This is a genomic window from Proteus sp. G2626 (assembly GCF_009915985.1).
In the GTDB taxonomy this organism is placed as follows: Bacteria; Pseudomonadota; Gammaproteobacteria; order Enterobacterales; family Enterobacteriaceae; genus Proteus; species Proteus vulgaris.
On sequence record NZ_JAABNH010000007.1, the window covers coordinates 342,795 to 357,728 of the forward strand.

The 14,934-nt window shown below is 34.3% G+C and carries 17 protein-coding genes; 10 read left to right on the forward strand and 7 right to left on the reverse strand.

The window, feature by feature from the left end:
• Nucleotides 1–7 precede the first annotated feature (7 nt).
• The 3 genes from sctW to GWJ05_RS03980 are packed head-to-tail and all read right to left on the reverse strand — an operon-like array spanning nucleotide 8 to nucleotide 3,540.
• The gene (gene sctW / locus GWJ05_RS03970; RefSeq protein ID WP_036934471.1) at nucleotides 8–1,084 is read right to left on the reverse strand and encodes a type III secretion system gatekeeper subunit SctW; all 1,077 of its coding nucleotides are present in this window, start codon (nucleotides 1,082–1,084) and stop codon (nucleotides 8–10) included.
• Nucleotides 1,085–1,088: 4 nt separating this feature from the next.
• Nucleotides 1,089–2,801 carry a type III secretion system outer membrane ring subunit SctC gene (sctC, locus tag GWJ05_RS03975; RefSeq protein ID WP_161681084.1) on the reverse strand — a complete coding sequence of 571 codons (1,713 nt, stop codon included), beginning with the start codon at nucleotides 2,799–2,801 and terminating at the stop codon, nucleotides 1,089–1,091.
• Complete coding sequence (locus GWJ05_RS03980; RefSeq protein WP_036934475.1) at nucleotides 2,785–3,540, reverse strand: helix-turn-helix domain-containing protein; 756 nt, start codon at nucleotides 3,538–3,540, stop codon at nucleotides 2,785–2,787. The genes sctC and GWJ05_RS03980 overlap by 17 nt, the downstream gene beginning before the upstream one ends.
• Nucleotides 3,541–3,835: 295 nt before the next feature.
• On the opposite strand from GWJ05_RS03980, the gene GWJ05_RS03985 reads away from it, so the two are divergent.
• The 7 genes from GWJ05_RS03985 to GWJ05_RS04015 are packed head-to-tail and all read left to right on the forward strand — an operon-like array spanning nucleotide 3,836 to nucleotide 7,928.
• Nucleotides 3,836–4,912: a hypothetical protein gene (locus GWJ05_RS03985; protein WP_036934476.1), complete on the forward strand. Its 1,077-nt coding sequence runs from the start codon at nucleotides 3,836–3,838 to the stop codon at nucleotides 4,910–4,912.
• 51 nt (nucleotides 4,913–4,963) lie between these two features.
• Entirely contained in the window at nucleotides 4,964–5,218 is a 255-nt protein-coding gene (gene sctF / locus GWJ05_RS03990) for a type III secretion system needle filament subunit SctF (protein WP_036934479.1), read from the forward strand.
• Between the two features lie 23 nt (nucleotides 5,219–5,241).
• Nucleotides 5,242–5,526 (forward strand): type III secretion system inner rod subunit SctI, encoded by a 285-nt coding sequence (gene sctI, locus GWJ05_RS03995; RefSeq protein WP_036934482.1) that lies wholly within the window; start codon nucleotides 5,242–5,244, stop codon nucleotides 5,524–5,526.
• A gap of 2 nt (nucleotides 5,527–5,528) precedes the next feature.
• Complete coding sequence (sctJ, locus tag GWJ05_RS04000) at nucleotides 5,529–6,290, forward strand: type III secretion system inner membrane ring lipoprotein SctJ (RefSeq protein WP_036934484.1); 762 nt, start codon at nucleotides 5,529–5,531, stop codon at nucleotides 6,288–6,290.
• Nucleotides 6,271–6,834, forward strand: a complete 564-nt coding sequence (locus tag GWJ05_RS04005) for a type III secretion protein (protein WP_087803339.1) — start codon at nucleotides 6,271–6,273, stop codon at nucleotides 6,832–6,834. Before sctJ ends, GWJ05_RS04005 begins: the two co-directional genes overlap by 20 nt.
• Entirely contained in the window at nucleotides 6,815–7,507 is a 693-nt protein-coding gene (locus tag GWJ05_RS04010; RefSeq protein ID WP_161681086.1) for a type III secretion protein, read from the forward strand. The genes GWJ05_RS04005 and GWJ05_RS04010 overlap by 20 nt, the downstream gene beginning before the upstream one ends.
• Nucleotides 7,497–7,928, forward strand: coding sequence for a hypothetical protein (locus tag GWJ05_RS04015; RefSeq protein ID WP_103005134.1), 432 nt, complete (start codon nucleotides 7,497–7,499; stop codon nucleotides 7,926–7,928). Before GWJ05_RS04010 ends, GWJ05_RS04015 begins: the two co-directional genes overlap by 11 nt.
• On the opposite strand, the gene soxR is transcribed toward GWJ05_RS04015, so the two are convergent.
• Nucleotides 7,929–8,378: a redox-sensitive transcriptional activator SoxR gene (gene soxR / locus GWJ05_RS04020; RefSeq protein ID WP_036934495.1), complete on the reverse strand. Its 450-nt coding sequence runs from the start codon at nucleotides 8,376–8,378 to the stop codon at nucleotides 7,929–7,931.
• 109 nt (nucleotides 8,379–8,487) lie between these two features.
• Here soxR and GWJ05_RS04025 point away from each other — a divergent pair, with 109 nt between their 5' ends.
• Genes GWJ05_RS04025 through GWJ05_RS04035 form a run of 3 tightly spaced genes read left to right on the forward strand, consistent with a single transcriptional unit; the run spans nucleotide 8,488 to nucleotide 13,149 of the window.
• A complete protein-coding gene (locus GWJ05_RS04025) occupies nucleotides 8,488–8,916 on the forward strand; it encodes a DoxX family protein (protein ID WP_036934497.1) in 429 nt (142 codons plus the stop codon).
• A 36-nt stretch (nucleotides 8,917–8,952) separates the two neighbouring features.
• Complete coding sequence (locus GWJ05_RS04030) at nucleotides 8,953–10,059, forward strand: efflux RND transporter periplasmic adaptor subunit (protein WP_036934499.1); 1,107 nt, start codon at nucleotides 8,953–8,955, stop codon at nucleotides 10,057–10,059.
• 12 nt (nucleotides 10,060–10,071) lie between these two features.
• Complete coding sequence (locus tag GWJ05_RS04035; protein ID WP_161681088.1) at nucleotides 10,072–13,149, forward strand: MexW/MexI family multidrug efflux RND transporter permease subunit; 3,078 nt, start codon at nucleotides 10,072–10,074, stop codon at nucleotides 13,147–13,149.
• Nucleotides 13,150–13,380: 231 nt separating this feature from the next.
• Here GWJ05_RS04035 and GWJ05_RS04040 read toward each other — a convergent pair whose 3' ends face one another.
• From GWJ05_RS04040 to GWJ05_RS04050, 3 genes are all read right to left on the reverse strand, one after another.
• Nucleotides 13,381–13,707, reverse strand: a complete 327-nt coding sequence (locus tag GWJ05_RS04040) for a DMT family transporter (RefSeq protein ID WP_004245856.1) — start codon at nucleotides 13,705–13,707, stop codon at nucleotides 13,381–13,383.
• A gap of 67 nt (nucleotides 13,708–13,774) precedes the next feature.
• Complete coding sequence (locus GWJ05_RS04045) at nucleotides 13,775–14,191, reverse strand: DMT family transporter (protein WP_161681089.1); 417 nt, start codon at nucleotides 14,189–14,191, stop codon at nucleotides 13,775–13,777.
• Between the two features lie 35 nt (nucleotides 14,192–14,226).
• Nucleotides 14,227–14,931, reverse strand: coding sequence for a hypothetical protein (locus GWJ05_RS04050; protein ID WP_123822406.1), 705 nt, complete (start codon nucleotides 14,929–14,931; stop codon nucleotides 14,227–14,229).
• Nucleotides 14,932–14,934: the final 3 nt, after the last annotated feature.

Below are 14,934 nucleotides of genomic sequence, written 5' to 3' on the forward strand. Positions count from 1 at the left end.
CCATATATTATTTTCTTTGTTGATATTGTTCTAATCGAAAATAATTATCTATAAATTTTTGTATAATTATTTGGCACTCATCTCTAAAATCATAAGATAGATATAATGATTCAGGGTATGTATTAAACATCGATTTTAACCCTTGTAATAATTTCATCTTTATATTAATTAAATAATTTACCCATTCATTTTCTAAAAGAGATGCTAAATACTTTTCCATTTCACTGGGAAGCGTCATTCCATAAAAAACAATCTGATAAAGAACTTTTTCAGTTATTGTATTTTTTAAATCTTTTATTTCTAAATTTTTTATATTAATTTCTATAAGGCTATATAAGGTACGTAACTTATTCACTCTTTCAAGGAAATAACCAAACTCTGAACTCTGAGAGCAACTTGGCATTAATGATTGCATATCACAAATTAAGCTTTGTGTTAAAAAACTCAAAATAATAGTACATTGTTTAATGTCATATTCTTCCATCCACATTTTAAAAAAATAAATAGGCTCAAGATCAAGATTAATATAACTACGATAAAGATTTCTTAATGTTGATGCATTGAGAGAAAGCAATTTAGCAAATGTTTTTGCTTGTAGAGCGATATTAATCCCCGCCCTAATTTGCTTTCCATTTTCACCTTCAAGTAGATGATTTATTTCATTTTCAATTTCTGCATCTAATTGTGCACCTAATTTTTTCTTTCTTAGTAATTCTCGCAAAACCATAACGAGATCACTTTCATCAGGAAACATTTTACGTAAATATTGAAGTAACTCTTGCAAACTTCGCCCTGATTTTCTAAATATTATCATAACTTTATCAAGTTTTTTATCAGCGCCTTCTTCTGCAATATATAATGTACTTTGTCCTCTATTTGCTTTTTTATCCAATGATTGGCCAAATCGCTGAGAAAAAAGCGTAGCTACCATAGACATATCATCAGATATTTCTATTAATTGATTTTGATAATTTTGGCTTTCACTAACTTTAGGTTGTTTATATTCTGTTTCTTGTTGGCTTTTCTTATCAATACTGTTATTTACCAATTTTGTTGAAATAGAGGTATTAATTGGCCCAATCATGATATTACCTCATAAAAACCTGAAGTTGCTTTAATGCATTAGATGTTTTGTCATCTAGCGGTTCAAATGGGTTTTCAGTTAAAGATCCGAAAGCTTCACTCTGCATTTTTTCTAATAAGCGAGGTTGCAACATAAAAATACGGATCATTTTTTTGTTATTATCAGACTCATAACGAAATGCTCGACCAATTAAAGGTATCGCACTTAAAAAAGGAATTTTATTTTCAGCTTTCACTTTATCTTCACGCGTATACCCACCAATTAATAAGCTACCACCTTCAGAAACGCGAGCAACAGTACTAATATTTGTACGATTAATAACAGGGAGTTTCTCGATGCTCTCATCATCACCGTTGTCATCTTTTTTCTCTGCACCATCTTCAAGGTTAATAATCATCTCAATATCCTTATTTGAATTACCGATGCGAGGTAATACACTGATCATCGTGCCAAATGTTGTTGATTCTAATGAAGCAACTCGCTCACCTTTTATTTGTGTATAAAAGGTTGTGTTATTATCAAAAATAGCAGGCGTATTTTCTTGTGTTAATAAAATTGGGCGAGACACCATTTGAGCTTCACCATCCTCACTCAATGCTTTAATTTTTCCTAAAAAACTAAATCCAGATGCTGCACTTAGACTTGCCGTATTAAAAAAGAAGCTGTTTTTACCAGATCCGTAACTTGCTTGCCAATTAACACCTAAACTATCCGCTTTACTTTTAGAAATATCGATTATCCATAATGACAATTCAACTTGTCTTTTAGGTTTATCTAATTGAGTAATAAGCGAACCTATTAATGCTAAACCCTCGCGACTCGTTTTAACTAAAAGACTATTTGAGCCAGGTAAAGGGACTAATTCAACATTATATTGCCCCATTTTAGTCATAATAGGCGTTGCAGTTTCTTCGATACTATTTATCATTTCATCGTATTGCTGTTCCCCCGTATCATCTATATTTCGATGAGGCTCCACGGCTGTTCTTTTTATGCCATCAGAGGAGATAAATAATTGTTGTAAAACAGATGTAATACCCGGCAATACAACTTTTTCATCACGTAAAGTATAAGTTCTATCTTGTACAAACGTGTTTTTTAATGGAAATATTTGTACAAATTCATCACCATAACGAGAGCTTCCCGTTGGTACTTGGCTATTTATATTTTCATTAATTTTTTCTTGTACATCAGTATCTAAAAACTCGGCTGCTGCTTTTACTAATTTAATATAAATAGGAGGACCAGAAATATAAAAAGTGCGTTGATCACGACCTGCGCGTAGTGGGTAACGAGGATCATACAGACCCACATCTTGTAAGTATTCTTTTAACTCAATTAGGCTTATATTCTTTACCTGAAAGAGTTCTTGTAAGATCTCGTTACTTTCATAAATATAAATTGATTTTCCATCATTAAAATAGAGTAATGACAAGCGTTTCACCATTAATTCAAATGCTTCTTCTGGTGAAGAAATATCAAAATTTCCAGTTACTCTTTCCTTTTTTACTGCATTGCTCAGAATAAAAGGCTTATTTAATTTATCTGATAAGACAAGAAAAAATTGTTCTACACGAGTATCTACAGCAATAAACACATCAGGTTTCTGTACCTGATGTGTGTAAATGACTTCTCCTTGTGCCGCTTGTGTTTGAAAGGAAATGTTAAAACATAATACTAGCCCAATAGCACAACAAATCTTATTTTTTATTTTCATAAAGATACTGACCAATTCGACGAAATTCTGTTGGCGTAATACCAAATAACGTCTTAATTTCATTAGAAAAATGAGACGCTGAACTAAATCCATTATCGACAGCAATTTGTGTTAATGATTCATCGGTTGATAACGTGGTTAAAATAGAAGATGCAGCACGCCATGAACGCAATTGACTTTTCCCACAATTACCTAAATAACGTTTACACAACCGTCTAAAATGTGTACCTGATACACCATACCGTTCTCCAATTTGTGCAATATTACTTTTCTTTTCATCTAAATAACTGATCAGATGTAAAATAAGCCAATAACTTTCACTATGTCTTATTGTGACAAATAAAGGCTCTAGTTGGCTTTCTGTTTTTATTGCTTCATTTATTAATACATATTCTAAAGATTTATTAGTATCTTCTATATAAAAAATCTGCTGATTAATATCAAATTCAGCTCCTATTGCTGTCATCTTTGAAAAATCACGAGCATAATCAATAAACGCCAATAATCTTGCACAAATAAAAAATGACCGTTTTTCTATCCGCCATGACTGATTTTCAGATTTAAAAATAACATCTTCATTTTTTGAGTTATAAATAAAAGGCTTTCCTTTTATAATTTTAATCGTTTTATTATCATATATTTTTATTGGATAATCATTCTTCAATGGAATACAAAAGAACAATGAATTTCCTAGCAATATATTTTTATCGCCACTTATTTTTATATCATTTATCAACATGGTAAATACCTCGAATTATCCTATTCATTAATTTAAAATTATAGGTAATAAACTTTTATCCAACTCATTTTTATGTTGTTACTTTATATAATACTACAATAATATTACTATTCATTAACTATAAAAATAAATAACAATTTTTTTCTGTTTATTATTTAAAAAAGATGACAGTAATATATCAATACTCACTATCAAATAAAAAACATGTGTTTTTTTTTAAAAGAATTTTCACGCTTACTTCACTAAACTATATTTACATTATGAATTAATAACAATTTTTCATTAGGATAAGTCTATGCTGTATTATGTTTATATTCTCGGTGGCCCATTAAAGGGGATAACAATTCCTTTACCCCCTAATCACTATTCATTTTTCTTACAAAATGAAGAATATAATGATAATAAAGAAGAAAATGAAAAAACAAGCATTTACATTCCTTGCAATAGTCAGAAATGTAAAAAAAAGCTCAGCATTATACTTGATGGGGATAATATAGGAAACAACAAATATAAAATTGAGAGTAGCTTTGTACAAAATGAAATCGGCAATGAATACCCATTAATACTAGATGAGCCTATATATACCAATGATATTCCTATTTTTTTAGTGAGTGACCAAAGTCATTTACGTCTTGACTCATCTCATTTTAAGAAAAAGAAAAACAAGTGGGTTATAAATAAAAAAATAGGTACATTATTAATATTTATTATTTTATTTTTTATAGTGTTCTTTTTTTATACCAATAGATCTTTAAAAGAAAAAAACACAGAAATAGTATCAAAAAGTTTGAATTTTAAAGGATTTAAAGGTGATAATGGTTATTATTGTATTTATGATGATCTCTATCCTACATTAAACCCGAAGAATAACCTAGAAAATAACGTTTTTTATATAGATAGGAAAAAAATAGAGCACTTACTTATTGATAATAAGTATAAAAAAACACATCTGATTCTAAAAAATAAAGATCAACCTATTATTAATTTTATTTATCATAATGAAAATGAAAAATCAAAAATCATTAGCACTATAAATAATCTTTTTTCGGAACATTGCCATCCAATAATAAACGGGATATCAATTCCTAACATTATTAATGATATAAATAAATTAGAGCTAAGCAAAACAATAAGTTATACCATTGAAGAAAAAAATAGCCGATTAACCTTAATTTTTGATGATTTATTAAATAGTAATAACAAACAAAAACTTGATACTTATATCAAAAAACAAACGGCTATTTTTGGAAGAAAATTTATCTTTTACCGTGAAAATATAAGTAATCCAATATTGAAAAATAAAGCAACCTTACAAGAAGATCGTGGATATATCTTTCTTGATAACCAACATCGCTATTTCCCTCAAGGATAATAGTGGTATTTATAATCAATAAGTTAAAATCAAAATCCGAGGAATAAAATTATGCCAGCTTATCCTGTTACCGAAGATGTCAGCTCTATTGATAAAGTTGATGACTATTTTCAAGAGCCTGTTAAAAACCAAAGTGATGCATTAAAAGTAGCATTAGAGGCATTAAAAGCAGATACATCAAATGCGGCCGCCTTAGCTGATTATCAGGCCAAACTTGCTGAATATAATATTACACGTAATGCACAATCCACATCGATTAAAGTTGTGAAAGATTTGGCAATGAGCATTATCGGGAATATGCGTTAATTTTTATTTAATGGAGACTGTATATGGCGATTACCCCTGTTGTTCCTGTACATTTAGCGACTTTGCCAAATGATAAAAGTGATAGTGATGATAATTTGTCTTCAATGATGATAAATAGCATTACAAATGGTTTTCAGTATGAAAAACAGATCCAAGAAAAGCTAACGACATTAAGTAAACTCAGTGATGTTCAAAGTTATACCCAATTACAAACAACACTGAACGACTACACTATTACAATGAATTTAGCGAGTACTTTAGCCAGAAAATCACTGAATATTGTTGAAACATTACTCAAGGCCCAATAGTAATGAATATGCGATATTTGTTATTAGCATTATTATGTTTCCTGTTACCCTTACTCAGTGGTTGTAAAGATCAATCACTACTCACTAATTTGGATCAAAGACAGGCAACAGAAATTCAAGCTGTTTTACAAAAACATCAAATAACCAGTACTCGCAAAGCATTAGGAAAGGGGCTATTTGATATTTCTGTTAAAAAAGAAGATATGGGAATTGCTATTCAAATTTTAGAAGAATATCAATTACCCACTCTTTCTCGAATTGAAGTTACTCAATTATTTCCATCAGATGCATTGGTATCCTCCCCACAAGCTGAAAAAGCACGTTTAATTTCCGCTATTGAACAACGATTAGAACAATCATTACTCACTATTGATCATATTATTGATGCTAGGGTCCATGTGAGTTATCCCATTTCACCTACTGAACGAATTATTCCAACACCTCATGCTTCAGCATTAGTTTTTTATGAAGAAGGTATGCTTGATAATGATCAGTTAGGTGAAGATGTTAAAGCGTTTATTCATAACTCCTTTAATGATATGGACGAGAACAATATTACCGTTTTGCTATATCCTAGAAATATCAATAAATTCAATATAATAAACAATCAGATTCATCAAAATAACCCTGATACTTTTTTTAGCTCTTGGTTATTCATAAGTTTATTACTCGTAATTATCGTCGTTATCATTACGACCTTATTAATAATATATCGACGTAAAAAAGCACAGAGGGAAGAGAATAATGACAAATCTGACTTCTGAACAGTTTGAAATGATATCTGAGGTGATGTATGAGCCACTCAGCTATATTCATGCAGACTACAATGTATTAGCATCTAAAGAAGAAAATATAATCTGGCAAAAAATAGCAAATCGTCAATTAATTCAGCAATATAAACTTATTAATCAACTTGATTGTGAGATTGATATTATTGTAGAAAAGATTTTTACTCATTGGATATCACTCCCTCGTTGTGCTGTGTTTTTAGGTTATTTTTATGCGAGAGAAACACTTTTATTATCAGGTGATTATTATCGTCTAGAGCCACAATTAAAGGCTTTTTTATCACTCTATCCGGTTTTAAATATAAATAAAAATATCACACTCTCACTTAAAGATATCCCTCCCACTCGCATTGGTTATCAATTATTATTTAATTTCATTAATTCTATTTCAACCGCGCTTTCTCAACGCTTTACATTATTATTTTCACCACAATCATCATCGACTGAACTACCTCAATCACTTTTTTTATCTCGTTCAATTTTTCTTTTGGTATTAGATTATGTTGCGCTCACTTCCTGAAGATCTCTTAAAATACACCTCTGAAGGTGTATTAATACGCGCCCGCTATGTTCGACAACTTGATAATATTCATAAAACTGAAAAAGTGGCTAAACATGAAATAAAAAAAATGATCAGTGATTTTAATCATAAATTAGAAGAGCATCATAAAGAGATAACTAACCAAGCCTATAGTAAAGGACTTCATGTTTTATTAGGTGATATCTTAACCTTCGCAATTCAATACCAAAATAAATTCTCACAGTATGAATTTCAGCAAAGAGAGCAAATAACAGCAACAATTGCTCAATTTTTTGATGCCCCAGAAATTCAAGTTGAGCTAACACGCCGTTTAATTTCAACAATACCCGCAGAGCAAAAAATTACCCTGGATATTCCTGCTACATTACGTCGCTATCTCAACACTGAGCTCAACAATACCAATATTGAATTGATACCTCATAACAGTAAAACGATCGCCATTCATGTGGGTGATCAAATCACTTTCTTTGATCCTGCTCTTTTAATTAATGACCTAAAAAAACAATTTCATCGACCTTTTTCTGAGTCTTATCAACCTATTTTTACACAAGAAATAAAAGAGGCTCTGCTGAATTTAATTAATACATTTGAGATATCGGATGATATCCCTTCTCAAATAGGCACAATTAGTGAGGATCATAATGAAGATTGATACTTTAGCGCCACACGCTTTATATATATCACAACCCGATTTATCGACTTCAAAAAATCTTACTGATCAAACATTAGATCCTTTAATGGCAACATTAAATCCTGCTTTTTATCAAACCTTAACCACATCTAAAATTAATACAGTACAAGATATATTTACATTACTTAATCAATTTGATGTTAAAAACGAAGGCAACCAAACCGTAAAAGAAAAACGCCAAGTTGCACTATTAATTTATGCTCGCCAAGTAAGCGAATTAGAAAATTACGATAGTAAAGATGTGATTAATCAGGCGCTAGTTTCCCTCCTTTCTTATCAAGGTTTTTATCATCAATTTACACTCGACTTATTAGGTATGACCGATAACCAAGATGATTATGAAGGCTTTTTCAAACCAGATAGCGCTTCGTTTTCATTTTGATTATAGGATCTGAGGACCGGCCCCTTTTTCACCTAAAATATCATCAGGATTACGTAACGGACAATCACTCAACGATAGACAACCACAACCAATGCAGTGATCAAGTCCATTACGTAACCGTTTAAGACGGCGAATACGTTCATCTAATCGTACTTTCCAGTCCGTTGATATTTCGTGCCATTGTTCTGCCGTTAATTTACTGTTTGGTGGATATTTTCCTAATATATCTTGGATCTCTTTTAGTGGGATCCCCGTACTTTGGGCAGCTTTAATAATGGCGACATAACGTAAAACAACTGATGGATAACGGCGCTGATTACCTGGGCTTCGAGTACTTTTTATCAATCCTTTCTCTTCATAAAAATGCAACGTTGATATAGCAACACCACTTCTTTTTGCCACCTCTCCGACAGTAAGAGCTCGATTAAAATCTATTTTTTCTTTTTTCATGCTTACCTCTTGACCTCAACTTAACTTGAGGTTTTATAGTCCTCTCCTCTTATGAAGTCAAGCCAGTGGGATGCTGGTTTCTGTTTTTAAGATCATTGAGGTCAGATGAATGCCAAATTCAATTGCACGTATTCTCGAAAGCCGCGTTTTATGGTTTATCGCCAGATTGCTCATTCTTGTTTTATTTCTCTCCTCTGGTTTTGCCAAGGTGTTTGACTACGAAAATAGTTTGGCTGAGATGCGTGCTGCAGGATTAAATCCTGATTGGTTTTTTAATATTGCTACTGCGGTCGTTTTATTTTCAGGCTCCTTGTTAGTCCTTTTCGATCGTTATTTATGGCTAGGTGCTGGAGCACTCGCTGTTTTCCTATTTTTGACCATTGTGGTTGTCCATACGTTTTGGAATATGACGGGAGATAAGGCGATGTTGTCGATGTATTTCGCCATAGAGCATACCTCTGTTATTGGAGGATTAATGGCAATGGCGATGGCAAGCCATTTCAGAACGTTATGGAAAAAACTAACGCATAAATCATAAAGATAGAAAAACATTCACGATGAGATCAACAATAATATGAATAAAAAATTTACGCTTACTGTATGTGCCTCACTCTTTTTGTTCAGTGCGGGTGCGATGGTTTATGCAACAACATCATCCGATGAAGATGAAGCTCAGCAATTTACTTACCCACCCACTAAAGTGGCATTGGCAACCGTACAATCATCAAAATTGCCTAACAATATGCAAGGTATAGGTGAATTAGAAGCCGCACGACAAATCTATTTAGCTGCTGAAACCAATGGTCGTATTGCCGTGATTAATTTTGAGTCAGGACAAACTGTTAAAGCCGGTCAAGTCTTAGCTAAATTAAATGATGAACCTGAACAAGCGGAATTATTGCGTTTACAAGCACAGTTAACTAACGCAGATAAACTCTATTCTCGAACAAAACAGCTTTATAGTAAAAATGTGGCTGCAGCTGCGCAATTAGATAGCACGTTATCTGAGCGTGATATGATTGTCGCCTCCATTCGTGAAGTAAAAGCGCGAATTGCGCAAAAAACAATTAAGGCACCTTTTGATGGCATCGTTGGGATCAAGCTTGTCCATGAAGGGCAATATTTAAATGCAGGTGAACGTGTCGCTTCATTTGTCGATGCAAGTCATTTAAAACTCAACTTTTCACTTAATGAGCAAGCAGCTCCGAAAATTTCAACCAAACAGCCGATTAATATCGAGGTCGATGCTTATCCTAATGTTGTTTTTACAGGTTCGATAAATGCAATAGATCCTCTTATTGGTCCTTCTCGTACAGTGCAAATACAAGCTGTTTTACCGAATACTGACAATAAATTAAAAGCGGGCATGTTTGCTCGTGTGCAAGTTACTTCTCCTAATAGTCCTATGGTATTAACCGTACCAGAAACGGCAGTCACTTATACTGCCTATGGAGATACCGTGTTTGTAGCGCAATCTGACAATCAAAAAAACCTTATCGCTAAGCGTGTCTCTGTGAAAGTTGGATTGCGCTACAACGGCATGATCGAGATAAAAGAAGGCTTAGCCCTTGGTGATCAAATTGTCTCATCTGGCCAAATTAAATTAAGTGATGGGCTCTCTATTGAGCCTATTGAGCAAGACACCTTAGCGCTCGCTCAATCTGCGACAACAAAACCATAACGGGAGTTAATAATGAAATTTACCGATATTTTTATTCGGCGACCTGTTTTGGCATTAGTTGTAAGCACACTGATCCTTTTACTGGGCGCATTTGCGTTCAGTGAACTACCAGTCCGCCAATACCCAATGTTACAGAACTCAACAATCACGATTGTAACAGACTATCCTGGCGCTTCGTCTGAGCTGATGCAGGGGTTTGTTACCCAACCCATTACACAAGCGGTTTCCTCTGTTGAAGGTGTTGATTATATTTCTTCATCTTCAGTACAAGGAAAAAGCTTAGTTACAGTTCGAATGGAATTAAACCGTGACCCAACTCAAGCCCTAACGCAAGTAATGGCGAAGGTTAATCAAGTTCGTTATAAGTTGCCAGAACAAGCTTATGATCCGGTGATTGAGCTTTCATCAGGAGAATCTACAGCGGTAGCTTATGTCGGGTTCTCAAGTGAGCAACTTTCCATTCCCGAGCTCACCGATTACCTTTCTCGTGTCGTTGAACCGATGTTTTCATCCATTAATGGTGTTGCTAAAGTACAAGTTTTTGGTGGGCAACAATTAGCGATGCGTCTGTGGTTAGATACAGATAAATTGGCAGGTCGTAACTTAACCGCTAGCGATGTCGCAGAGGCCGTACGCCGTAATAACTATCAAGCAGCACCAGGAAAAGTCGAAGGCGAGTTCGTTATTGCTAACGTTTATGTCAATACTGATTTAACTAATGTCGAAGAGTTTAAAGACATGGTTATCACTAATGATAGCAATAATCTTGTACGTTTGCGTGATATTGGTACGGTCGAACTAGGTGCAGCTGCCACTGAAACCAGCGGTATTATGAATGGTAAAAAAGCTGTCTTCTTAGGTCTATTTCCGACACCAACAGGCAACCCGCTAGTGATTGTTGATGGCATTAGAGACCATCTTATCGATATTGAAAAAACGCTCCCGCCTGGCGTCAATGTAGAACTTGCATTTGAAACCTCACGTTTTATCAAAGCCTCTATTAATCAAGTCGTACAAACATTAATTGAAGCTATTTTAATCGTTATCGCAATCATCTACCTCTGTTTAGGATCACTTCGTTCAGTACTTATTCCGGTGCTTGCCATTCCGTTATCAATGTTGGGGGCCGCCGGGTTAATGCTTGCCTTTGGCTTTAGTATTAATTTGCTCACTTTACTGGCGATGGTTTTAGCTATTGGGTTAGTTGTGGATGATGCGATAGTAGTTGTTGAAAACGTACATCGACATATTGAAGAAGGGTTATCTCCAGTTCAAGCCGCTTTAGTGGGTGCAAGAGAAGTGGCTGGCCCTGTTATTGCCATGACGATCACTTTAGCTGCTGTTTATGCCCCGATTGGTTTAATGGCAGGGTTAACAGGCGCATTATTTAAAGAATTTGCCATAACCTTGGCCGGTAGTGTGATTGTATCCGGTATTGTGGCATTAACTTTATCCCCCGTGATGAGCTCATTAATGTTAAAACCCAAAGAAAATGAAGGCAGAATGGCCAAAATGGCCGAATATGTCTTTGATAAATTAGCTCATTATTATGGTTACATACTCAATTTTTCTTTAACTAATCGCTGGTTAACCATTATTTTCGCTTTAGCCGTGTTTGTCAGTTTGCCGTTTCTATATAGTCAAACAAAACAAGAGCTAGCACCTTCAGAAGATCAGGCGAGTGTCTTAACTGCTGTAAAAGCCCCACAACATGTCAACCTTGCTTATGCTGAACGCTTTAATCAAAAACTAGATGAAATTTATATGAGCCTGCCTGAAACTGACAGCACATGGATAATTAACGGTACGGATGGCCCCTCAGCGAGCTTTGGTGGCATTAACTTTGATGGCTGGGATTTACGTGATCGCAACGCAGATCAAATCCAAGCTGATTTACAAAATCGCGTCAATAATGTTGAAGGAACGAGTATTTTTGCTTTCCAATTAGCCTCTCTACCCGGCTCAGTGGGTGGATTACCTGTACAAATGGTGTTACGTAGCCCATTAGGTTATCCCGTTTTATTTGAAACAATGGAACAAATCAAACAGCAAGCCAGAGAAAGTGGCCTATTTGTCGTGGTAGACAGCGATTTAGATTACAATAATCCCGTTGTTCAAGTTGCCATAGATCGAGCCAAAGCCAATAGTTTAGGCATTCGTATGCAGGATATTGGTGAATCACTCTCACTATTAGTGGGTGAGCATTACATTAATCGTTTTGGCATGGATGGTCGCTCTTATGACGTTATTCCACAAAGTGTACGTTATCAACGTTTAACGCCAGCTGCTCTTGCTGGGCACTATATTCGTACTCAAGATAACGTGTTAATTCCATTATCAACCGTTGTGAATATTACCACTGAAATTGAGCCCAATAAGCTAACACAATTTAATCAACAAAATGCCGCAATATTTCAAGCAATCCCCGCCCCTGGCGTCACGATGGGGCAAGCGGTCGCTTTTCTTGAAACTGTGGCAGATTCATTACCCGCTGGCTTTAGTCATGATTGGCAATCTGATTCTCGCCAATTTACCCAAGAAGGAAATACGTTAGTCTTTGCTTTTATCTCAGCACTTATCATTATTTATTTAGTGTTAGCCGCACAGTATGAAAGCTTAGTTGATCCTTTGATTATTTTAATTACCGTACCGCTATCAATTTGTGGCGCATTAATTCCATTAGCATTAGGGATGGTGACACTAAATATCTACACTCAAATTGGTTTAGTCACACTAATAGGACTTATTAGTAAGCACGGCATTTTAATGGTGGAATTCGCTAATGAATTGCAAGTTCATAAAAATCTAAACCGTCGAGATGCCATTATTGAAGCTGCAAAAATCCGATTGCGTCCTGTATTAATGACCACGGCGGCAATGGTTATTGGGCTTATTCCACTTTTATTTGCCAGTGGTGCAGGTGCTAATAGTCGCTATGGATTAGGATTGATTATTGTGTCAGGTATGTTAGTCGGCACACTGTTTACCCTATTTGTGTTACCAACAATGTACAGCTTCTTAGCTAGAAACCATCAAATCAGCGCTAAAACTGAGCGTCAAAAACATTTACAGCAAGTTAGTGAGCAGTAAAACTAAAAAATAAAAAGCAGTAATGTCATAAACCAATCCCCATTGTGAATGCAATGGGGATTTTATCTTTAAAGTTATCAAGATAAACTCAGATCCGTTTTGAAATAAAATCGTTAATTGAAATCATTGTATAAAAATATCATATCGTGATTTTTATATTTCAAAAAATAAAAACACTGAGTCTATTTCACCTAACACTCAGTGTTTCTATTAAAAATAATTAATATGCAACTACATAGTAGAGAATGTATTCATAATTATCCCACCAGAGATAATTAATGCCATAGAGAATATAGCTGGTAAATCTGGTTTTTGCTTATATAAAATCATTGCAACTAACGTCACACCGACAATACCAAATCCACACCACAGTGAATAAGCAACACCAACAGGAATATATCCCATTGCGCGTGTTAAGGCAAAATAGCAAATACAGTAAGCCGCGATGACTAAAACTGAAGGCGCTAATTTACTAAAGCCATTTGTCTTTTTGATCATAGACGTGCCTGTGATTTCAGAACCGATAGACAGCGCCAGCCATAAGAATCCGGTAAACATAATTGTTATCCTTATTTATTTTAATAAACACTTATTTATAAAAGAATAGATTTATTAAGAAATAGATTTATTTATTCACTGACGATGCAGCCTGTTTAATATTAGGAGTTTCGGTTGTTTCTTCTTCCTCTTCTTCAGAACCCATTTTCGAGAAGAGATTCATAATGACAATACCACTGGCAATAACGGCCATACCGATTATTGCCGCTGTATCAGGATGTTGACCATAAAACAACATACCTAAAGAAGAAACCACTAAAATACCTGTACCAGACCATGTTGCATAAGCCAAACCAACTGGAATATTTTTCACTGCACGGGATAATGAGTAATAACAAATAACATAAAGAACAACAATTAGGCCTAATAATAATGTTTTAGTTGTACCTTCACTATTATCAAACATTTTTAAGGTAGAGGTTGCTGAGGTTTCTGAAACAATAACCGCCAGCATCCAAAGCCATGATTTAGCTTTCGGTGACATAATAAGACTCCTGAGTTATCAGATATAATTTAAGATTAATTTTTCAAACTTTTTAAATATTCAATAGCAGAATCCGTCAATTTATCTTGCGATAAATGATATTCTCCAGGCTTATTCATTACTTCGTTTAAAGTAATATAGCGATTATTATTCTCTTGTTTAATTTCAGGTTTATATTCAGATTTAGTTTGATGCTTAACATCATGGTTTATTAAATTATCTTCAACATCATTTATAGAGTGAAACATAACACCCATTGATTTTAATCGACTAATATTTTCCTGAATAAGCAGGTTGTACTCTTTATTTTTATTTAAACCTAAAATCTCATTTAACTCACTTTCTGGTTGGCAAAAATAAGGTAATGCAATAACAGGAATATTTTGAGCCAGTGCAGAATGAATTAGCTTTCCTTCTTCACTTATAAATAATCCGTTAATAATTTCACCCACCAGCTTTTTATCAAAATAAGGAACAAACAGTGCGTGGTAAGTCGATAACTGCTGGCAATCGAACTCGCTCGCATTATATATTTCCCCTAGATGACGCCATTTCGACAAATCATGACTGACTTGTGCCGATGTTGTAACAAAAAGAGAAAATCGAATATGAGAAAAAGTGTTGATACGCTGACAGATTTCATCTTGGTATCCCGGTGCAGGTGTAAGTGCCAACAACACTGACTTTTTCATTCTTTTTTCTATTTCAGCCACTATCCTTTCAATTAACTGATTGTCCATTAC